This is a genomic window from Rhodococcus sp. S3 (assembly GCF_058211795.1).
In genome coordinates, this window is the sequence record NZ_CM177074.1 from 4,170,262 (window position 1) to 4,189,394 (window position 19,133).

General features: G+C 67.0%; 19 protein-coding genes and 1 riboswitch. Of the genes, 7 read left to right on the plus strand and 12 right to left on the minus strand.

What is annotated here, in order from left to right; genetic code table 11:
- Nucleotides 1–12 precede the first annotated feature (12 nt).
- The 3 genes from AC0LPE_RS19355 to AC0LPE_RS19365 form a co-directional block, all read right to left on the minus strand.
- Nucleotides 13–864 (minus strand): formate/nitrite transporter family protein, encoded by an 852-nt coding sequence (locus tag AC0LPE_RS19355; protein WP_059384755.1) that lies wholly within the window; start codon nt 862–864, stop codon nt 13–15.
- 151 nt (nt 865–1,015) lie between these two features.
- Nucleotides 1,016–2,371, minus strand: coding sequence for a bifunctional lysylphosphatidylglycerol flippase/synthetase MprF (locus AC0LPE_RS19360; RefSeq protein WP_231921750.1), 1,356 nt, complete (start codon nt 2,369–2,371; stop codon nt 1,016–1,018).
- A 229-nt stretch (nt 2,372–2,600) separates the two neighbouring features.
- Nucleotides 2,601–3,848 (minus strand): IS256 family transposase, encoded by a 1,248-nt coding sequence (locus AC0LPE_RS19365; RefSeq protein WP_490605014.1) that lies wholly within the window; start codon nt 3,846–3,848, stop codon nt 2,601–2,603.
- 321 nt (nt 3,849–4,169) lie between these two features.
- Here AC0LPE_RS19365 and AC0LPE_RS19370 point away from each other — a divergent pair, with 321 nt between their 5' ends.
- A complete protein-coding gene (locus AC0LPE_RS19370) occupies nt 4,170–6,254 on the plus strand; it encodes a LuxR C-terminal-related transcriptional regulator (RefSeq protein WP_145692352.1) in 2,085 nt (694 codons plus the stop codon).
- 106 nt (nt 6,255–6,360) lie between these two features.
- Here the strand turns inward: AC0LPE_RS19370 and AC0LPE_RS19375 are convergent, their stop codons facing one another.
- Complete coding sequence (locus AC0LPE_RS19375; RefSeq protein WP_490605015.1) at nt 6,361–7,050, minus strand: haloacid dehalogenase type II; 690 nt, start codon at nt 7,048–7,050, stop codon at nt 6,361–6,363.
- 112 nt (nt 7,051–7,162) lie between these two features.
- Between AC0LPE_RS19375 and AC0LPE_RS19380 the strand changes: the two genes are divergently transcribed.
- The gene (locus AC0LPE_RS19380) at nt 7,163–7,684 is read left to right on the plus strand and encodes an Rv2732c family membrane protein (protein ID WP_016691509.1); all 522 of its coding nucleotides are present in this window, start codon (nt 7,163–7,165) and stop codon (nt 7,682–7,684) included.
- 121 nt (nt 7,685–7,805) lie between these two features.
- Nucleotides 7,806–8,354 carry an ATP-binding transcription factor AbmR gene (gene abmR, locus AC0LPE_RS19385; RefSeq protein WP_145692349.1) on the plus strand — a complete coding sequence of 183 codons (549 nt, stop codon included), beginning with the start codon at nt 7,806–7,808 and terminating at the stop codon, nt 8,352–8,354.
- Here abmR and AC0LPE_RS19390 read toward each other — a convergent pair.
- Genes AC0LPE_RS19390 through AC0LPE_RS19405 form a run of 4 tightly spaced genes read right to left on the minus strand, consistent with a single transcriptional unit; the run spans nt 8,257 to nt 11,540 of the window.
- The gene (locus AC0LPE_RS19390; RefSeq protein ID WP_145692348.1) at nt 8,257–9,087 is read right to left on the minus strand and encodes a cobalt-precorrin-6A reductase; all 831 of its coding nucleotides are present in this window, start codon (nt 9,085–9,087) and stop codon (nt 8,257–8,259) included. The genes abmR and AC0LPE_RS19390 overlap by 98 nt on opposite strands.
- Complete coding sequence (locus tag AC0LPE_RS19395; protein WP_490605016.1) at nt 9,084–10,562, minus strand: cobyric acid synthase; 1,479 nt, start codon at nt 10,560–10,562, stop codon at nt 9,084–9,086. Before AC0LPE_RS19395 ends, AC0LPE_RS19390 begins: the two co-directional genes overlap by 4 nt.
- A 4-nt stretch (nt 10,563–10,566) precedes the next feature.
- On the minus strand, nt 10,567–11,331 hold the full coding sequence (locus tag AC0LPE_RS19400; protein ID WP_145692346.1) for a CbtA family protein: 765 nt from the start codon (nt 11,329–11,331) through the stop codon (nt 10,567–10,569).
- Between the two features lie 14 nt (nt 11,332–11,345).
- Nucleotides 11,346–11,540, minus strand: coding sequence for a CbtB domain-containing protein (locus tag AC0LPE_RS19405; RefSeq protein ID WP_006552982.1), 195 nt, complete (start codon nt 11,538–11,540; stop codon nt 11,346–11,348).
- Between the two features lie 32 nt (nt 11,541–11,572).
- Nucleotides 11,573–11,691, minus strand: a riboswitch (cobalamin riboswitch).
- A gap of 53 nt (nt 11,692–11,744) precedes the next feature.
- On the opposite strand from AC0LPE_RS19405, the gene AC0LPE_RS19410 reads away from it, so the two are divergent.
- Nucleotides 11,745–12,293: a histidine phosphatase family protein gene (locus tag AC0LPE_RS19410; protein ID WP_145692345.1), complete on the plus strand. Its 549-nt coding sequence runs from the start codon at nt 11,745–11,747 to the stop codon at nt 12,291–12,293.
- Nucleotide 12,294: 1 nt separating this feature from the next.
- Here AC0LPE_RS19410 and AC0LPE_RS19415 read toward each other — a convergent pair whose 3' ends face one another.
- The 3 genes from AC0LPE_RS19415 to AC0LPE_RS19425 all read right to left on the minus strand — a co-directional run bounded on the left by AC0LPE_RS19415 (nt 12,295) and on the right by AC0LPE_RS19425 (nt 14,900).
- Nucleotides 12,295–13,224 carry a cation diffusion facilitator family transporter gene (locus AC0LPE_RS19415; RefSeq protein WP_016691502.1) on the minus strand — a complete coding sequence of 310 codons (930 nt, stop codon included), beginning with the start codon at nt 13,222–13,224 and terminating at the stop codon, nt 12,295–12,297.
- Between the two features lie 85 nt (nt 13,225–13,309).
- Nucleotides 13,310–14,473, minus strand: a complete 1,164-nt coding sequence (locus AC0LPE_RS19420; RefSeq protein ID WP_490605017.1) for an FUSC family protein — start codon at nt 14,471–14,473, stop codon at nt 13,310–13,312.
- Between the two features lie 10 nt (nt 14,474–14,483).
- Nucleotides 14,484–14,900, minus strand: coding sequence for a DUF3151 domain-containing protein (locus tag AC0LPE_RS19425; protein ID WP_006552986.1), 417 nt, complete (start codon nt 14,898–14,900; stop codon nt 14,484–14,486).
- A 79-nt stretch (nt 14,901–14,979) separates the two neighbouring features.
- Between AC0LPE_RS19425 and AC0LPE_RS19430 the strand changes: the two genes are divergently transcribed.
- Nucleotides 14,980–15,987 (plus strand): Rv0361 family membrane protein, encoded by a 1,008-nt coding sequence (locus tag AC0LPE_RS19430; protein WP_490605018.1) that lies wholly within the window; start codon nt 14,980–14,982, stop codon nt 15,985–15,987.
- A gap of 123 nt (nt 15,988–16,110) precedes the next feature.
- Here AC0LPE_RS19430 and fbaA read toward each other — a convergent pair whose 3' ends face one another.
- Nucleotides 16,111–17,145: a class II fructose-bisphosphate aldolase gene (gene fbaA / locus AC0LPE_RS19435; protein WP_016691499.1), complete on the minus strand. Its 1,035-nt coding sequence runs from the start codon at nt 17,143–17,145 to the stop codon at nt 16,111–16,113.
- A 148-nt stretch (nt 17,146–17,293) separates the two neighbouring features.
- Here fbaA and AC0LPE_RS19440 point away from each other — a divergent pair, with 148 nt between their 5' ends.
- The gene (locus AC0LPE_RS19440; RefSeq protein WP_490605019.1) at nt 17,294–18,301 is read left to right on the plus strand and encodes a DUF368 domain-containing protein; all 1,008 of its coding nucleotides are present in this window, start codon (nt 17,294–17,296) and stop codon (nt 18,299–18,301) included.
- Nucleotides 18,302–18,365: 64 nt separating this feature from the next.
- Nucleotides 18,366–19,100 carry a VTT domain-containing protein gene (locus AC0LPE_RS19445; RefSeq protein ID WP_490605020.1) on the plus strand — a complete coding sequence of 245 codons (735 nt, stop codon included), beginning with the start codon at nt 18,366–18,368 and terminating at the stop codon, nt 19,098–19,100.
- The last annotated feature ends 33 nt before the right edge of the window (nt 19,101–19,133 follow it).

The window sequence follows — 19,133 nt, forward strand, 5'->3', positions numbered from 1 at the left end:
GCGGACGCTTGCTCAGGCCGGCGTGAGTTCCGATTCCGTCGTCTCCGTCTCGGCTCTTGCTCCCCGCTTCGGTGCAGTGCGCATGTGGGTCACATAGATCACCGCACCGACGAAAACAATTCCTCCCACGAGATTACCTATCACCGTGGGGATTTCGTTCCACACGAGATAATCGCCCAACGAGAATTCGCCGCCGAGCAACAATCCGGACGGGAAGAGGAACATGTTGACCACGGAGTGCTCGAAGCCCATGTAGAAGAACAGCATGACCGGCATCCACATGACCAGGACCTTGCCGGGAACACTCTTGGACATCAGCGCTGCAACGACAGCGGTGGACACCATCCAGTTGCACAGCACACCACGCAGGAACAGAGTCATCATGCCTGCGGCGCCGTGCTCGGCGTAGCCGACGGTGCGCGCTTCCCCGATGTGCATCAGTTGCTGGGCCACATCGTTCGGCGGGATGGAGTAGCCGTAGGTGAGAATGAAGGTGATCATGACGGCGACAGTGAAAGCACCCGCAAAGTTGCCGAGGAAGACCAGACCCCAATTGCGCAGTACCGCACCGATGGTCACCCCCGGGCGCTTGTCGACGTAGGCGACCGGGGCGAGCGTGAACACCCCGGTGAGCAAGTCGAACCCGAGCAGATAGAGCATGCAGAAGCCGACCGGGAATAGCACCGCGCCGAGCAGTGCGTTGCCGGTCTGCACGGTGACCGTGACGGCGAATGCGGCCGCGAGCGCGAGGATCGCGCCACCCATGTAGGACCGGATGACGGTGTCCCGTGTGGACATGAGGACCTTGCTCTCGCCTGCGTCGACCATCGAACGGGCGAGTTCGGCGGGGGGAACGTAGGACACATCAACCTCCTGGTCGGGTAGGCCAGTGTTTCGGGGTTGCGTGTCCGGCACATTGCCGAGCAGTAAAAGCGGTCGTTACGTTCTCCTCGCACGGGTGCCCGCCACGTTGTGAGGCCGCACGGCGGGTATTCCTGCGGGCTTGTGGCCGGGACTAGGGCCGGTCGTCGCGGCGAGCGCTGTATTCGCGGTGCGGAACGAATTCGAAGGTCAGCATGGCGAACGCCGCAGGTAGGAGGTAACGCAATTTGAAGAGGACGAACCGCCGGTCTGTCCCCGCGTGAAACTTGTCCAGATAGCGATACAGCGACTCGAGCGCGATGATCGAGTCTCCGAGGCGGAGCACCATGCGCACTCCGGAACGCCATCGGCCGGTGCCGTTCGGGCCGAGAAGGTCCGGGAACGGGGCAAATGCCAACGACACCGACGTTCCGCCGATGCTGCGGACGTGGTCGATGACGGCGACGGCCATCCGCTCGTCGGTGCCGTTCGGTGCCCGGGGGCTACGCCATGGCACGTCCAGGCTCCATTCTTCGCCATGATCTGCAAGGCCGTATCGCTGAAACCCGACGGGAACCATGTCCCGGTCGCGTGCGATGACGATCATCATGTCCGGGTACGTCCCGTCGAGCAGATGGTCGAGGATCATCGAAAAGCCCCGGCGCTGATGGCCGGAGCGAGTGTGAGCCACGATGTCGAGCAGTTGACTCCGCACTTCGGGGGACAGATCCCTTTCGGCGACGATCTCGGTGGTGACTCCGGCGTTCTCGGCGCGGTGCACCGCCTGGCGGAGGTTACGGAAACGCCGGCCGACGAGGGTGAAATGCCCGACGTCGACGATGACGTCGCACCCGATGCAGACCGATCTCAGTCGTGGGCGACCCCGACCGCCCGACTGCCACAACCGAACGGTGTTCTCACCGGCCCCGAGGACAGCCACCCGCCACCCCCGGTCGGAGGCGAAGCGCGTGAAGTCCGAAAGCAGGTTGTCGAACGCCGGCGGGTGGCCCACCGGGTCGCCCGACACCACCGCGATACCGGCGCGCGTGCGATACCCGATCGCGGCGGTGCGACCGGAATTGTAGAAGTACGACTTGGTCGAATTCAGCGCAAACGGCGCCAACGGGTCACCGCTGGACTCCCGCACGAGCGAGGCGATGCGTTCTTCCTCCTCGGGTTCCGGCCTGCTCCCGACGGGAAGAACCAACACGGGCCCCGACACCGCGATCGCGACGAACGCGACATGGCTGTGTCCCCAGGCGTAGGCGAAACCTGCCACCAGCAGACACAACAGGGCTGCTACCGCATGCATACGGGTCACGGGACGGCGCAACCACACCCCGCGGGCGACGAACGCGATCGCGACAGCGAGCGCGACGATCAGTTTTGTGTCCCTGCCCGACCGGAATGCCGCGATTTCCAGCACGATCATCGCGAGCAGGTACAAGCGGAGTCCCATTCGCTGCACGCCGGGTGTCGCCGAGGCTGCGGCGGTTTGCAGGGTCGTCATGGCTCACTCTCGATTCTCCGCGGCATCGGGCGCCCTTACGACCGTATGCCCGTTGAATCGCCCACCCTGCGGTTTCTGATGAAGAGCGAGCAGTCAAGGGAACGAACACGATTTATCCGGCATTACGCCGCTCGCACTCGCTCACGATGCGGAGGATAGTGCCCCGTGGAGTGGTGGACTTCGGATCGGCTCTGCAGTAGACGTAGTGATCAACGAGTCGTGCTGGATACTATGCTGTTTCGCTCGAGCCGGTCAACGACAACGCCGGTTCGGTAGCGTGCTGTTTGGCGGCGATCACCGCCCGGAGCTCGTCCATGCTCACATCCGAGACATACCGGCGGGTGACCTGCCACTCGTCGTGCTGCTCGATGACCACCGCGGTCGCCAACCGGAGGAATGCCGCCGGGTTCGGAAAAATCTCCACGACGTCGGCTCGACGCTTGATTTCCTTGTTCAACCGCTCAATGGGATTGTTGGACCACACCTTTTGCCAATGAGCCTTGGGGAACGCGGTGAACGCCAGCACATCGTGTTTGGCGGCTTCCATCAACGCCGCGACCTTCGGAAACGACCCGGAGAAGGTGTCGGTGACCTGATCCCACTGCTCCGCGACGGCGTCCGGGTCGGTGTGCGCGAAGATCGTCTTGACCGCCGCCATCACCGGCGGCACATGCTTGGCCGCCACCGCCGCCCGAATGTTGCGCATGAAATGCACCCGGCACCGCTGCCACGAAGAACCCGCGAACTGCTGCATCACAGCAGCTTTGAGGCCACTGTGTGCATCGGAGATCACCAGATGCACCCCCGACAGACCACGGGCCTTGAGGCTGGTGAGGAACTCGCGCCAGAACTCGTAGGATTCGCTGTCCCCGACGGCGGTTCCGAGTACCTCGCGGGTGCCGTCGATCGAGACTCCGGTGGCCACCACCAACGCCTGGGACACCACGTGCGCACCGACCCGGACCTTGCAGAAGGTGGCGTCGAGAAACACGTACGGAAAGCTCGTGTGCGTCAGCGTGCGCTCGCGGAACCGGGCGATCTCGGTGTCCAGACCAGCGCAGATCCGCGACACCTCCGACTTCGAGATCCCGGATCCGACACCCAACGCGCCGACCAGGTCGTCGACGCTGCGGGTCGACACGCCGTGCACGTAGGCTTCCATGACCACTGCGTACAGGGCCTTGTCGATGCGGCGGCGTCGCTCCAGCAAGGAGGGGAAGAACGATCCTGACCGCAGTTCGGGGATCTTGACCTCGACATCGCCGCTGGTGGTGGCCACGGTCTTCGTTCGATGTCCGTTGCGGTGCGTTATCCGGGTGTCGGTGCGTTCGTAGCGGCCGGCGCCGAGCTTGTCGGTGGCCTCGGCTTCGATCAGAGCCTGCAGGCCGGTACGGATCAGTTCGGCGAACACGCTGGCGCTGTCGGCGCCCTCGAGCGCGTGGAGCTGGGTGAGCAGTGCAGAATGATCGTGGGTCATCGCGTAGCTGCTTTCTGTGAGTCACTGTGAGAGGTAACTCGTTGATCACTACGCGATGACCCACCCTCGGCGAGGGAGCGACACGCCGCGGACCTGGCCGGATGCGCTCAGCCGATTCCCACCACTCCCCGGGACTTACCCGGCGTAGGATCGGAAAAAGAAATACGGAACCGTCGAGCAGGGGGAAGCCGACGTGGAGGTGTCGAGATTTTTCCTTACTGTCGCGGTCGCCTGTTCTCGGAATTGTCCGATGCCCCACGTCTGGTGATCCTTCGCGGCCACCGTTTCTCGGGGAAGACGACACTTCTGCGGACATGGCTCATGACCGATCCCGAACCTTGTCGCGTCATTGCGTACGTCGGTCCGTCCACTGCGGATTCTGCCGCCGACCGTTATTGGACCCGGATATTCGATTCCGTACGCCGTTGCATCGACATCGACGCCTCGCGCACGAGCCGGGGATTCGCCGCCCTCCGAACTGCCCTCTCGACCGCGGACACACCCGTCACCCTCGTCCTCGACGGCACGCGACTCGATGAGGACGTCGCCGAGGGCATCGGCACCCTGCTCGCCGACGAACCGACCCTGCGCATCGTCGTCGCGACCCGCACCACGAGTTCCGCCGGTGCGGGCATGCCCTCCGACACGAGGATCCTCACCTCCGCCGACCTCGCCTTCACCGTCGACGAAACAACCGCATATCTGCGTGATGCCGGTGTTCCGCAGGAGCGGTGGGTCGTGGAGCGGATCGTTCACCGCACCGGAGGGCTACCGGCCGTGATCGGCCGTCTCCCCACAGCCCTGTCCTCCGCACCGATCCCCGGAGCGACGGAGCTCGAGCACCTCGACCGCATCGTGGACGCGGTGATCGACTCGGTGACAGCACGGACGATCAAGAACGAACCGCTCCTCGCACACCTGCTGCGACCGGTTCTGATGTCGGCGATGACCGACTCGCTGACCTGCGCGTCCCTCGCAGAGTCGGGTGTGGATGCCCCGACCTTCGTCACCACCCTCGAGTCCCTCGGCCTGGTCGAATCCGTGCCCGGGAGCCCGGCCCGGGCGTACCCGGACGCCGTCCGCCGGTCATTGTTGCGACGGGCCGTGGCCGACCTGCCGGCCGAACCGACGAGGACCTACCTCGTGGTGCCGGGGGCCGTCGATCGCGGCTCGGACAGCGCTGCGCTGCTCGGGCAGGTCGTCGCCCTGCGGAAGGAGGGACGGTTCGCCGAGGCGGCGTCGATCTGCGACGACCTCGCGTCGAGAGCGGTGTCCTCGTCGGGGACGCCCGAGACGACGGTCGTCTCCGACGCCGCTTTCTGCTTCCAGGCCGGCCTGACCTACTTCTTCGCGGTGCGTCCGCACGAGGCGATGGGCATGCTGCGCCGAGCCCGTTCCGCCGGGGCCGGGACCCCCGTCGGCGAGGACGCCGCTGCCGTACTCGGACTCATGCATGCCCTGCGCGGAGAAGGGCCGGAGGCACGCGCGGCGCTCTCCACCGATCGGTCGCCTCGGCGGCACCACCGCAACAACGCACGACTCGCGCACACAGCCGAGCAGATCGCGGCGGCACTGCTCGCGATCGACCGACTCGAATCCGACGTCGCGCTCGACATCCTCGTCGACATCGAAGCGTCCACGGCTCCGAACGAGCTGTGGGCACTCACCCTCTACGCACAGGGCTCGCTCGCGCTGCTCACCCATACTCCGATGGACGGGCTGCGGCGCATCAAGGCCGAGATCCGGAAGCACCCGGAACTCCACGCCGGGTACAACGCGGTACTCGTGAACGCGATACGCGCCGATCTCGAACTGGCGCTCGGCGATTTCGACCGGGCGCGGAATCTCGTCGCCGACTCCACCCACCTGTTCACCGCACCCGTCCATGCCCGCATGCGTCTGCTGACGGGCGATCCGGCCGGCAGCGAAGCGCTCGTGCACCACTACGGAACCGATCCGAACTGCACGCCCCGCCAGGCGATGGAACTGGCCGTGCTCGGCGCCGCTGCCGCGTGCGCGCTCGGACGCGACACCGAGGCCCGCCCTCATCTCGACCGGGCGATCGCGCTGTCGCAGCAGACGGGGTTGTTACGACCGTTCACCATGGTCTCGCCGCTGATGGCCCGGCATCTCGGCTCGCTGGGAGTCGACCTGCCGACCGCCGCGGAACCGACGGCACTCGACACCGCCACCTATCCGAAGTCGAAACCGGTCGTGCGACTGACGCCGCGCGAACGCGCTGTCCTCGACGGATTGATCGCGGGTCGCTCGGCACGCACCATCGCGAAGGTCGAATTCGTCAGCGTGAACACGGTGAAGACGCAATTGCGGTCGCTGTACCGGAAGCTCGGCGTGAACTCCGGGAAGGACGCGGTGATCGCCGCCCGGCACCTCATGCTCGACTGACGCTCGGGTCCGGCCGTCTCAGAGTGTGTGTTCGACCGTGGTCATGTGGTGGTAGCCGATACGTACCAGCTCCGACAGCACGTCGGTGTCCACGGTCGACAACCTGTCACGGAATGTCCCGCAGGTCCTCGATGCGATGGTCGAACTCGCCCTCGGTGTCGTCGACCGCGTCCTCGAGCCGACCGTTCTCGAGCGGCCGGTACACGAAGACGGTGTTCAGGCCGACCTTGCGTGCGGCCCGCAGATCGTAGGGATGCGACGCGACCATCGCGGCCCGGGACGGATCGACCCCGAGATAGCGGCAGGTGCGTTCGTACAGGAACCGCTCGGGCTTGAAGGCACCGAACAGTTCGGCCGTGAGGATGGCGTCGGCTTCGAGCTGTTGGTCGCGGAAGAGCGTGATCATCGTGGCCATGTCCGTGTTCGACAGCGTCGACACCACCGCCTGCGAACGGAGTTCCTTCAGCCCGGGCCGCACGTCCGGCCACGCCTCGAGGCGCTGCCAGGCCCGCGCCGTCTCGACGCGCACGTCCTCGGGAAGATCGATCCCGAACTGCTCGCACACGTCGCCGAGTCCGTCGACGTAGGAGTCCTGCACGCGATACCACTTCTCCACCGACTGATCGAGACGGAGGACGCGCTCGTAGTAGTCGCTCCTCCAGGCCCGCACCAGGTCGCCCACGGTCGCCGGATCGGCATAGGTACCCAGTGCCTCGGCGACCGCCCGGGTGACCGGGGTGTAGAAGTCCATCAGCGTGCCCTGCACGTCGAAGATGTACGCGTCGTATCGGCTCACGCCTGGAGCATGCCCGCTCGCGCCGTCCTGAAACGGAGTGCAGAATCCGCACGCCGATGTGACCCGCGTCGCATACTGGGACCGAAGCGTCGCCGCGCTCCGGGGGTGCACTATGGACGACCTGGCGGAATTCCGTCACGATCTCGATCGGATCGAACACCGCGTCGCCGGTGAGGTGATCGTCGGCCGCTCGCGGGTCCGGATCCTGGCCGGGTGCGTCGCGTTGCTGGTCGTGGGTCTGCTGCTTCCCCAGGCCACTTCGGTGACGTCGCTGACGACCCTTCTGCGCTGGGACTCCGAGGCCGCCACGCTCCCCCTCCGTGTCTTCGATGTCTTCGTGGTGGTGTTCGGCATCCTCGTACCGCTCGTCGCGTTGCTCCGCAGGCGCTGGGGTGCCGCGACGATCGCGATGCTCGGTTCGGGTGCGGCGTCGATGGTGGGACTGTTCGCCGTCTGGTCGCAGGCCGGGATGGTCGCCCACACCTCTCACGCACCGCACGTCGGCCTGTATCTGTGCTGGGCCGCGGTGATGGCGTCCACGGCGGTGTGGCTACCCGTCGTGCTCTCCACCGCTCCCCTGCGCAGCGCTCCTCCGGTCACCTCCGGGATTCTGACTCCCCGGAACGGTCGCTGACCGCACCGTTCACCGATCGGCAGTGGCGCGCGTCACGCTTGCAGTGCAACACTGTAATCAGTGCAACACGCACAGGTTGATCGGTGCGACACGCACCGGGTCGCGTCCCGAGGAGGACACCATGCGACATTCACACATCCACGGATTCGGACGCCCGGGCGGCTGGCAACAGGCAGACGTCCCCGACGCGAGCGATGCCGCCGAGTGGTTCGCCGGCAGGCTCCCCGACGACTGGTTCACCGGAGCGCCCGACATCGAGATCGACAGAGAGGAAATCTTCGTCGTCGGCCCCCTCGGGGTACCCGACGGCACGAGCGACACCGAGATCGACGGACGCATCGCTCGATTCCGCGAGACCACGCGCGCCGACCGGATGCGCATCGCCGACGAGGCCGAGGCCCGCTACGGCCGCAAGGTGGCCTGGGGCGTGAAGGTCGGCGACCGGACCGACCTGTTCACCCACCTCGCCGTCCCGGTCATGACGCGACTGCGCCAACCCGAACGGAAGGTGCTCGACACCCTCGTCGACGCGGGTGTCGCACGGTCCCGTTCCGACGCACTGAAGTGGACCGTCAGGCTCGTGGGACAGCACTCGGAGCAGTGGTTGCAGGAACTGCGCGAGGCGATGAAGAAGGTCGACGATCTGCGTTCCGAAGGTCCGCAGGTCTGACCTCCGCGACCCGGAGGACCCACTCCCGCGCTGCCGCCACGGACGCCACCGTGGCGACACCGCGGGGTGCGGGCGGGCGACGCACGACGATCACGCGCACGCCCAGTTCGTCGGCGGCATCGAGTTTGCCGCGGGTGAGCGAGCCACCCGAGTCCTTCGTGACGAGTGTGTCGATCCTGTTGTCGAGCAGCAGCTTCCGTTCGCCACTCACGGTGTAGGGGCCGCGTCCCAACAGCACCGACCAGTTCCGTGGCAGTTCGATCGCCGACGGGTCGACGACGCGGACGAGCACGTCGTGCGCGGCGAGTGGCCCGACAAAGCGGTCGAGGGTCTGCCGTCCGGTGCTGAGGAAGATCCTCCGGCCGGTCGCGGCAGCGCGCGCGGCGCTGTCGTGGTCGTCGACCCACGTCCACCGGCCGTGCTCGTCTTGCCAACCGGGTCGTTGCAGGCGCACGAGCAGCACGTTCGCGGCAGCGCATGCCGCGGCGGCGTTCGCGCTGATGCCCGCGGCGAACGGATGGGTCGCGTCGACGACGGCTCGGATACCGCGCTCGGTCAGGTACCGGGCGAGACCGTCCGCGCCGCCGAACCCTCCGATGCGCACCGGGCCGACGGGCAGGCGTGGATTGCGGACCCGGCCTGCCAGAGAGGATTCGAATGCGATATCCGTGTCGTCCAATGCCGCGGCGAGCGAACGGGCTTCCCCCGTCCCACCGAGGATCAGGATCGTCACCCCAGGGTTCCCCTCAGCACGGGCAGGGTTCGCCCGTCGGAGAGCATGGCGAGCAGAGCGTCCATGTCGAGATGTTCGTCGACGAGATCCGCGAGCGCCTCGATGCGGGCCTCGCGTGCGGCCGGGAAACTCACTTCCCCGGTGCGGATCCCGCGACCCACCGCCGCAGCGACCTCGCGCAGCCATGCCCGTCGCAGGGGGTCCCCTTCGAGAGCTCCGTGCCACATCGTGCCGAACACCGATCCCTTGCGGGTGCCGCCGAGGAAGTCGGTGCCGCCGTCGACGGTGACACGCCCGTGGTGGATCTCGTATCCGGAGGCAGCCGCATCCAACGCCGACCCCCTGGGTAGCCGGAGAACCTTCTCGTGTCCGAACTCGGTGCGAACCGGGAGCAATCCGAGACCGGGCGCGCTTGCGCCGGACACACCCTCGACGCCGTGCGGGTCGTCGATGCGCGTGCCGAGCATCTGGAAGCCGCCGCAGATACCGAGGACCGGTCCACCTCGGCGGGCGTGGTCGACGATCGCGGTGTCGAGTCCTCGCGAGCGCAGCCACGCGAGATCCGCGAGCGTCGCGCGTGTTCCGGGCACGATCACCACATCGGCGCCGGCGAGCGCCCGCGGGTCGTCGATGAAGCGGACCCGCACGTCCGGTTCGAGGCACAGTGCGTCGACGTCGGTGAAATTGCTGACGCGCGGCAGCATCACCACGGCGATGCTCAGTGCGCCGTCACCGTCGTGCACGGGGCGGGAGGTGAGGGCGAGCGAATCCTCGGAGTCGAGCCACAGGTCGCGTTGCCACGGCAGCACGCCGAGTACCGGGCGGCCGGTGAGTCGTTCGAGCGAGTCGAGTCCGGATTTCAGGAGCGAGACGTCGCCGCGGAACTTGTTGATCACGAAGCCGCGGATCAACTGCTGATCCGCCGCGTCGAGCAGGGCCAGCGTCCCGTACATCGAGGCGAAGACACCTCCGCGGTCGATGTCGCCGACGACGACGGTCGGCATCGAACCGTGTTGCGCCAGCCCCATGTTCACATAGTCGTGGTCGCGCAGATTGATCTCGGCCGCACTGCCGGCACCTTCGCACACCACCACGTCGAATCTGCGGCAGAGGTCGTCGAAGGCGCCGAACGCCGCGTCGGCGAGATGCTGTCTTCCACCGGCGAACTCACCTGCCTCGAGGGCTCCGGCGGGTTGCCCGAGAACCACGACGTGACTGCGCCGGTCGCTGCCCGGCTTGAGCAGCACCGGGTTCATCGCGGCCTCGGGGGTCGCGTGTGCGGCCACCGCCTGGATCCACTGGGCGCGCCCGATCTCCGCGCCCTCACTCGTCACCATCGAATTGTTCGACATGTTCTGCGCCTTGAACGGCGCGACCTTCAGGCCGCGCCGCGACAAGGATCGGCAGATCCCGGTGACGACCACGGATTTCCCTGCATCCGAGGTCGTTCCGGCGACGAGCAGACTCGAACCCATGTCGTCAGGCCGGGATCGTCACGCGACGGGACGCGCGTTCGGTGAGGTACGCGAAGACCACACCGAGCACCGCCCACAGGGTGAGCTGCACGGTGAACGACGCGACCCGGAACTCCCACAGCAACGACGCGGGGAAGCCCTCCCCGACCTCGTCGATGCTCGGCAAGGCGAGATATCCGAGGCCCACCACGACGAGGAATGCGACCGTCGGGCCTGCGATGCGGAGGGTGTGCAGATCCTGGGCCGCCAACGCCTTCGCCACCGCGACGGCCACGGCGATCGCGACGAGTCCGAGAACGACCGAGGCGAGCCACAGCAGGGTGCGTTGGTCGATCGTGTCGGGATCACCCACGGCCGGCGGATTGGCCGGGTACTTCACGAACGGGACGGCCTCGACGGCGAGCCACGCTCCGGCCGCTCCGAACAATCCGAGCTTCCAGCCCGGCATGTCGGTGAGGCGACGCGCGAAGTGCAGCACCGACGCGTAGAGGGCGCCGAGCGCGAGACCCGCGAGGGTCGTCGCGAGGAACAGTCCGGCCTTCTGACCGGTTCGGCCGACGAGCGCATCGTCGCCGTGACTGTGACCGTGGGATTCCCCGGTGGTCGCAGTGTGGTCGTGCGAATGCGCTTCGCCGGCAGCTTCTTCGAGCGCGATCGCCGATTCGATGTGGGGTTCGCCGACGACGAAGGCGACACCGCCGGCGAGCAGACCCGCGACGAGTCCGGCGAGCAGGCCCCGCAGCAGCAGGTGGAGATAGGTTCCGGGCATCGTGGTCCCCGTTCTCAATGGCACGGAAGACCGAGGAGGTGCCGGCCGTCGTGCATCAACTCGTGCATGAACATGCCGGTGCGCGAGATCGCGCCCTGATCGAATCCGACCAGGTAGAGAACGAGAAACGCCGCGACGATCACTGCGGCGAGAGCGACTGCGAGTGCGGCGGAGCCGAGCGACTCGTCGGGGGTGTGGACAACAGCCATGACAATCCTCCTGGGATTTCGCGTCCCATTCGATTCCGTCATGTGCCGCGGGAGTTTTCTGGCTTCCGGAGATTTCGACGTCTCCGGTTACAGTGGCGCGACCGCTCCGGTTTCCCACCGGATTGCCTACACCTCGACACATCTTTACCGACGCACCTTCGCACCGCGCGGTCTGCGATGTCAAGCGGAGAGGACGTACCTGCCGTGACCCGATTGTTCTTCGTCGCACATGCTTCCACGCACGCGACGGAACAGGCCCGGTTTCCGTGCGACGAACCGATCTCCGAACGAGGCCGGCGCGAACTCGGACGCGTCGCGGTGCCGGTCGTCGACCGGTGGGTGTGTGCACCGGAGCGACGCGCGGTCGACACGGTCCATGCCTTCGGCGTCCTCGCCGAGATCGACCCGGCGCTGCGCGAGCTCGACTACGGCAGATGGTGTGGGGTGGGGTTGGACGAGCTGCCCGAGAGCGACCTGACGATGTGGCTGACCGAGCCGGCGGCGGCACCGCACGGCGGCGAGTCCGTCGAGGACCTCATCGACCGGATCGGCACCTGGCTGGCGACGCAGGACGGCGGCTACGAACGGGTCGGGGTGGTGACGCACCCCGCGGTCGTGCGAGCGGCAACGGTGTGCGCTCTCGATGCTCCGGCGTCGTCGTTCCGGAGGGTCGACGTGGGACCGCTCGACGTCGTCCGGCTCTACGGCGGGCCGGGCCGGTGGACGTTGCGTCCGAACCGGTTGACGCGGTGAGCTACCAGGTGACGTCCTTCTCGCACTGCTTGCCGTCGACCGTCGACTCCACCTGGACGGTGGCGTGCTCGAGTCCGTGCGACGACAGCGCGGTGCGCGCCGAGTCGAGGATCCACTGCGGGTCGTGGTCGCTGACGAGATGCACGGTCGCGACGTCCATGCCGGTGGTCAGCGTCCACACGTGCAGGTCGTGCACGCCGCACACGCCGGGCAGCGCGAGCAGGTCGGTGCGCAGGAGGTCGACGTCGAGATGTGCGGGCGAGGTCTGCGTGAGGATGCGCAGCGACTCGGCGGCCAGTCGCAGGGCGCGCGGCACGACCCACAGGGAGATGAGCACACCGACGACGACGTCGGCCAGGCTCCAGCCGAAGATCATGACGAGTGCGCCCGCGATGAGGACGCCGACGGATCCGACGGCGTCGGCGAGCACCTCCATGTAGGCGCCGCGCACCGCGATGCTGTCCTTCGCGTCCGCCCGCAGCATGAGCATCACGACGATGTTGGCGGCCAGTCCCGCGAGGGCGGTGACGATCATGGGCAGGCCGGGGAGTTCGGGGGCGTCGCCGATGCGGTCGATCGCCTCGTAGAAGACCCAGCCGGCGACGCCGAGCAGCAGCACCGCGTTGACCATCGCGGTGAGGACCTCGGCGCGGTGCCAGCCGAAGGTGCGCGACGCCGCGCTGCTCCCGCGCCGGGCCAGGATGAGGGCGACCATGCCCATGGACACCCCGACGACGTCGGTGAGCATGTGGCCCGCGTCGGCGAGCAGGGCGAGGGAGCCGATCAGGAGACCGACGAGCGCCTCCAGTACGAAGAACGCTCCGAGGATGCCCAGCGCGAAGGCCATGCGCCGGATGACGGCGCGCGTGGGACCGGCGCCCTGACCGTGACCGTGGCCGACGCCGTGTGAGTGCCCGTGACCCGAACCCATCGAACTCCCTCTCCGAACCTCGGGCCATCGTATGCACGAATGCGCATATGTTTCAACGGCTACGTGCCCGGCGGGCTCGGAGGGCTTACTCGTCCGGGTCGTAGGCCGGATGTTCGACGGTGGGGGGAAGGGTCGCGATCGCGGTGATTCGCTTGAGTCCGGCGGTCTGCAGCAGGTCGACGATCAGTGACCTCATCTGCGCGAACACCACCGTGGCCGACACTCCTGCCCCGGCGATGAGTTCGGGATCCATCTTCTTGGCGATGCTGCGCAGCACACGTGCAGCCTCGGCCTGGTCGGGCTGCTCCCCCGGCTCCGCGAGAACCATCTCGCGGAGCACGTCCACCGCATCGGCCAACTCGGCGAACCGCTGCACGAGCCGCGGATCAAGGATCTCGTCGTCGCGGACGAGGGTCAGCGACCGGCGCGCGAGCACGCGAATGTTGCGCATCGCGTGATCGATCGGGTCGGCGGCAGCCGTCAGGACCGCGAGACGCTTGCGGCTGTTCCAGTACAGCGGCGAGATCCGGCTGATCTCCCGACCGCCCTTGAGGTGGGTGCGCATCGAGTCGATCGCGGGCTGGGTGGCCCGCGCCTGCTTGAGGGCGTCCTCGATCGGTTTCGGGTTGTTCTCGACGAGCCCGGCCTCGACCTTCCTCAGGACCTCGCTCGCCGTGGCGAGGATCTCGGCGGCGTTGCGCCGGGCACGCCGCACCGGATGGGTGGGGATCATCGCGACGACCGCGATGCCCGTGAGACCCCCGACCAGGGCGTCGACCATCCGATCGGGCCCACCGGTGCCACCGGGTGGCAGCAGCGTCGCCACGAGCACCGCGGAGTTCCCGGCCTGCATCGCGAAGATCGGGCCGCTGTTCAACGCGACCGCCGTACTCATCGCGATGGTCACGACGAGCGCGATCTGCCACGGTCCGCTGCCGATCAGCGAGACGAGCAGGTCGCCCACGCCGATCCCGACGGTCACACCGCAGACGAGTTCGACGGAACGCCGCAATCGGGCGCCGAGACCGAGCCCGAGGGAGACGACTGCCGCGATGGGGGCGAAGAAGGGCTGTTGGTGCCCGACCAGATCCTTCGCGACCCACCACGCCAGGCCCGCCGCCAGCGCGCACTGCACGATCGGCAGCGCCGATGTGCGCAGCCGTTCGAACGAGTCGGTCAGGCGTTTACGAGCTCCCTGACGGGTGGGTCGACGCCGGGTCGCCGCGGACAGTCTGTTCAACACAGACATGTACGGGCGTCTATTCGACGCCGAGTTCTTCCGCTGCCCGCGGGTCGCAGTCCTCGAGCAGGTCCAGGCAGCGGGCGTGCTCGTCCGACTCACCGATGGTTCGGGCTGCCCGGGCCAGGACGGCGACGCAACGCAGGAAACCGCGGTTGGGTTCGTGGCTGTAGGGCACGGGACCGAAACCCTTCCAGCCGTTGCGGCGCAGCTGGTCGAGACCGCGGTGATATCCGGTGCGTGCGTAGGCGTATGCCTGGATCGTCTCGCCACTGTCGAGTGCGGCCTCGGCGAGGTACGCCCAGGCGATCGAGGCGGTGGGATGGTCGGCTGCGACCTTCGCCGGGTCCTCGTTGTTCAGCAGGGCCGACTCCGCGTCGTCGTCGCCGGGGAGAAGGGTGGGCTGCGGTCCGAGAAGATCACCGAAAGACGTCATGGGGTCATTCTGCCCTTCCGTCGTGAAGGCTCGATAGAGTCCCCGGGTAACCGCAGGCCGTCGAGCGAGGTGCAGCACGTTGTCGGACCCGAAGAACGAAGAGTCACCCGAGCAGACTTCGACGACCCCTCCTGTCGAAACACCGGCCGAGGGTACGGAGAACGAACCCGCCGTCGAGCCGGCGACGGCCGAGGAAGCAGCGTCCGAGAATGCGGCGCCCGAGGAAGCAGCGTCCGAGAAAGCCGAGGAGGCCGACGAGCCGGCGGAGCAGGTCTCCGAGGAACCGGAGAAGCCGACCACCGAGGCGGCGTCCGCTGATGCCGACGCGAGCAGCGACAAAGCAGAGCAGGCCGACGAGCCGAAGCAGGCTACGGACGAGAGCATCACCACGGACGAAACCGTGGCGCTTCCCGTCGTCGAACCGGAGACCACCGAGTCCCGTCCGGCCACCGAACCGGAACCCACGCCCACACCCGAGCCCGAGGCCACCTCCGCCGCCGACGCGCCCACCGTGCAGATCCCGGTCCGCAGCCACGTGCCCAAGGCCCCGCCGCAGCGCATCTCACCGCGCGGTGAGGAACCGCCGGTGCAGCCCGAGCCCGTCCGCGTCGCCGTCCAGCCCACGCCCACGCGCATCCCGCCGGCCCGCGACAAGAGCCGCGGTCGTCGGCTGATCGCTGTCGGAGCAGCGGCCGTGCTGGTGGTCGTGGCGATCGTCGCGGCCGGCGTGATCGTGTTCCTGAAGGACCGCGCCGACAACTCCCCCGAGAGCCGGATCCGCGCGGGCATCGACACCTTCGTCGGAGCACTCGAATCGGGCGACCTGGGGACTCTGCGGGAGTCGACCTGCGGAGCGCTCTCCGACTTCTACGAGACGGTCGATCCGGAGAACTTCCGCGACATCCACCGGCTCGCCGTCGAACAGGGCGAGATCCCGGTGGTGACGAGCGTCGACCGCATCCAGATCACCGACGGCACCGCCATCGCGCAGGTCACCGCACATACGGTGAACAATCCCGCCGATGTCACCGACCGCACCTTCGACCTCACGCTCGACGGTGAGCAGTGGAAGGTCTGCAGCGAATAACGGGACGACAGCAACCACGAGTGTGCAGAAATCGTCGTTCGCCTTCGCGACGATTTCTGCACACCGCAGGGACGACGAAGGGCGCCGACGAGAACGTCGGCGCCCTTCGGGTATCGGTAGGTATTACTTGGCCGAGACCGAGCGTCCCGCCGACTTGAGGTCGTTGCAGGCCTCGATGACACGCTGCGTCATGGACGCCTCGGCCTTCTTGAGGTAGCTGCGCGGGTCGTAGGTCTTCTTGTTGCCGACCTCGCCGTCGATCTTGAGCACACCGTCGTAGTTGCTGAACATGTGTGCCGCGATCGGGCGGGTGAACGCGTACTGCGTGTCGGTGTCGACGTTCATCTTCACGACGCCGTAGCTCAGCGCCTCGTCGATCTCCGACTTCAGCGAGCCCGAGCCGCCGTGGAAGACGAGGTCGAACGGCTTCGACCCCTCGGGCAGACCCAGCTTCTTCGACGCGGCGGCCTGGCCCTCGGCGAGGACGGACGGCTTGAGCTTGACGTTGCCCGGCTTGTAGACGCCGTGGACGTTGCCGAAGGTCGCAGCGAGCAGGTACTGGCCCTTGTCGGCGCCGAGCGCGTCGACGGTCTTCTCGAAGTCCTCGACCGTGGTGTAGAGCTTGTCGTTGATGGCGTTCTCGACGCCGTCCTCTTCACCGCCGACGACGCCGATCTCGATCTCGAGGATGATCTTCGCGGCCTTGGCGGCAGCGAGGAGCTCCTGCGCGATCTCGAGGTTCTCGTCGATCGGGATGGCCGAGCCGTCCCACATGTGCGACTGGAACAGCGGGTTCTGTCCGTTGTTCACGCGCTCCTGCGAGATCGCGATGAGCGGACGGACGAAGCCGTCGAGCTTGTCCTTCGGGCAGTGGTCGGTGTGCAGGGCGATCGTCACGTCGTACTTCTCGGCGACGACGTGAGCGAACTCGGCGAGTGCCACGGCACCGGTGACCATGTCCTTCACACCCAGGCCCGAGCCGAACTCGGCGCCACCGGTCGAGAACTGGATGATGCCGTCGCTGCCGGCGTCCGCAAAGCCCTTGATGGCGGCGTTGATCGTTTCGGACGACGTGCAGTTGATCGCCGGGAACGCGAAGGAGTGCTCCTTGGCGCGGGCGATCATCTCGGCGTAGACCTCGGGAGTTGCGATGGGCACGGCAGGTGACCTCCATGTCGACGTGTCTGTGCGCTCGGCCGATGTGGGCGGCGGCGCGTTGTCCCTGCATTATGGCAACTCCGGACGTCGAACGCTTGAGTGCATCCGCGAAGTCACGTGCGGCTGTGCCCGGCCGAGTGCCACTACGATGGCAGCCGTGATGACGGAGGCCCGCTCGGAGGCGAAACCCGAGGACGACGACCGCACCGCCCAACCGAAGCCGGCCGAGATGCTCGCCAACGTCGCGCGAGGCGGCCTGATCGGAGTTGCAGAGACGGTACCCGGCGTGTCGGGCGGTACAGTGGCTCTGGTCACAGGGATTTACAGTCGCCTGATCGCGTCCGGCAAGCACATCACGGACGTCCCCCGCGCGATGGTCGGGGGAGCGGGTTGGCGGACCGCTCTGCGACGTGTCGACTGGTGGCTTCTGATTCCGGTCGCTGTCGGCATGGTGGTCGCCGTGTTCTCGATCGCCGGGGTCATGGAGTCGTTCGTGAGCAACCAGCCCGTCTATTCCCGGGCATTGTTCATGGGAATGATCGCGACGTCGGTGATCGTCCCCTTCCTGGAAATCGAACGCGGAGCCCTACGTGCACGGGGAGCGAAGGGCCGCGCGTGCGCTCTGTTCGTACTGATGGCCGCCGCTGTGTTCGCGCTGACGTCGCTGCCTCGCAGCGAGATGTCCGATCCGTCCCTGATCCTGGTCTTCGGCGCCGCGGCCGTGGCAGTCTGCGCTCTCGTGCTGCCGGGTGTCTCGGGATCGTTCTTCCTGCTGGTCGTCGGCCTCTACGCGCCGACGATGGCCGCCGTCGACGATCGGAACGTGCAATACCTGGGCGTGTTCGTGCTCGGGGCACTGGTGGGTGTGGTGACGTTCGTGCGCGTACTCGAATGGCTGCTGGAACGCCATCACACCGCGGCCATGGTCGCCGCAGCGGGTCTGATGCTCGGCTCACTACGTGCGCTGTGGCCGTGGCAGACGGATACCGGAGCACTCCTCGGCGTAGGCGACGGCTGGCCACTCGCATCGGGTCTGTTCGTGGCCGGTGCCGCTGTGGTCGGCGTGGTCGCTCTGGTCCAACGCCGGGTTTATGCCGCTGATGCCCGCGCATCCGTGGAGGCAGCGGAGCAAGCACGAAGTATCGAACAACGCTGAAGAACGACGCCGAACGCTGTACCGGGTCGGAGGATCGGTTCGTGAATCGGTATTCTCGCACATCGTGATTACTTCGGTCCCCACGACCAACCTGGCACTGCTTCCGGGGTTTCTCGATCCTGTCAATCTCCTGAATTCGTTCGGGACCTGGATGCTCATCGGGTTGCTGCTCGTGGTGTTCATCGAATCCGGTCTGCTGTTCCCGCTGCTGCCCGGCGACTCGCTGCTGTTCACCGCGGGTCTGATCGCGGCGGCCAAGTCGGCGGAGGTCGAGCCGTTCGCCCCGCTGTGGGTGCTGATGGTGACGATCCCGATCGCGGCCGTCCTCGGCGACCAGGTCGGTTACCTCATCGGCGCGAAGGGCGGCACCAGGCTGTTCAAGCCCGATGCGAAGCTCTTCAAGCAGGCCTACATCGACGAGGCGCACCAGTTCTTCCTGCGTCACGGTCCCGCGATGATCTTCCTGGCACGTTTCGTGCCGATCGTGCGCACCTACGCCCCGCTCGTCGCGGGCGCCGCGAAGATGCCTTACCGCGTGTTCATCACCTACAACGTCCTCGGCGGCATCGTGTGGGGCGCCGGCGTGACGCTGCTCGGCTACCTGCTGGGCCAGATCACCTTCATCGCCGACAACATCGACATCATCTTCCTGGGCATCGTGTTCGTCTCGGTGATCCCGATCATCACCGAGGTCGGCAAGCGCGTGCTCAGCTCGCGTCGTGCGGCCAAGAACGGTGAGGCGTCGGCCGCCGAGGCCGAGCCCGCGACAATGCCCATCAACCGCATCGAGAGCACGTAGGAACGGTCCTCGCACCACAGAAGGTGGATTCCG

Excerpts from the sequence above, each read along its gene's own strand:
- AC0LPE_RS19360 (WP_231921750.1), bottom strand. The coding sequence starts at position 2,371 with ATGACGACCCTGCAAACCGCCGCAGCCTCGGCGACACCCGGCGTGCAG.
- AC0LPE_RS19365 (WP_490605014.1), bottom strand. The coding sequence starts at position 3,848 with ATGACCCACGATCATTCTGCACTGCTCACCCAGCTCCACGCGCTCGAG.
- AC0LPE_RS19370 (WP_145692352.1), top strand. The coding sequence starts at position 4,170 with ATGACCGATCCCGAACCTTGTCGCGTCATTGCGTACGTCGGTCCGTCC.
- AC0LPE_RS19380 (WP_016691509.1), top strand. The coding sequence starts at position 7,163 with ATGGACGACCTGGCGGAATTCCGTCACGATCTCGATCGGATCGAACAC.
- abmR (WP_145692349.1), top strand. The coding sequence starts at position 7,806 with ATGCGACATTCACACATCCACGGATTCGGACGCCCGGGCGGCTGGCAA.
- AC0LPE_RS19395 (WP_490605016.1), bottom strand. The coding sequence starts at position 10,562 with ATGGGTTCGAGTCTGCTCGTCGCCGGAACGACCTCGGATGCAGGGAAA.
- AC0LPE_RS19400 (WP_145692346.1), bottom strand. The coding sequence starts at position 11,331 with ATGCCCGGAACCTATCTCCACCTGCTGCTGCGGGGCCTGCTCGCCGGA.
- AC0LPE_RS19405 (WP_006552982.1), bottom strand. The coding sequence starts at position 11,540 with ATGGCTGTTGTCCACACCCCCGACGAGTCGCTCGGCTCCGCCGCACTC.
- AC0LPE_RS19415 (WP_016691502.1), bottom strand. The coding sequence starts at position 13,224 with ATGGGTTCGGGTCACGGGCACTCACACGGCGTCGGCCACGGTCACGGT.
- AC0LPE_RS19420 (WP_490605017.1), bottom strand. The coding sequence starts at position 14,473 with ATGTCTGTGTTGAACAGACTGTCCGCGGCGACCCGGCGTCGACCCACC.
- AC0LPE_RS19425 (WP_006552986.1), bottom strand. The coding sequence starts at position 14,900 with ATGACGTCTTTCGGTGATCTTCTCGGACCGCAGCCCACCCTTCTCCCC.
- AC0LPE_RS19440 (WP_490605019.1), top strand. The coding sequence starts at position 17,294 with ATGGCAGCCGTGATGACGGAGGCCCGCTCGGAGGCGAAACCCGAGGAC.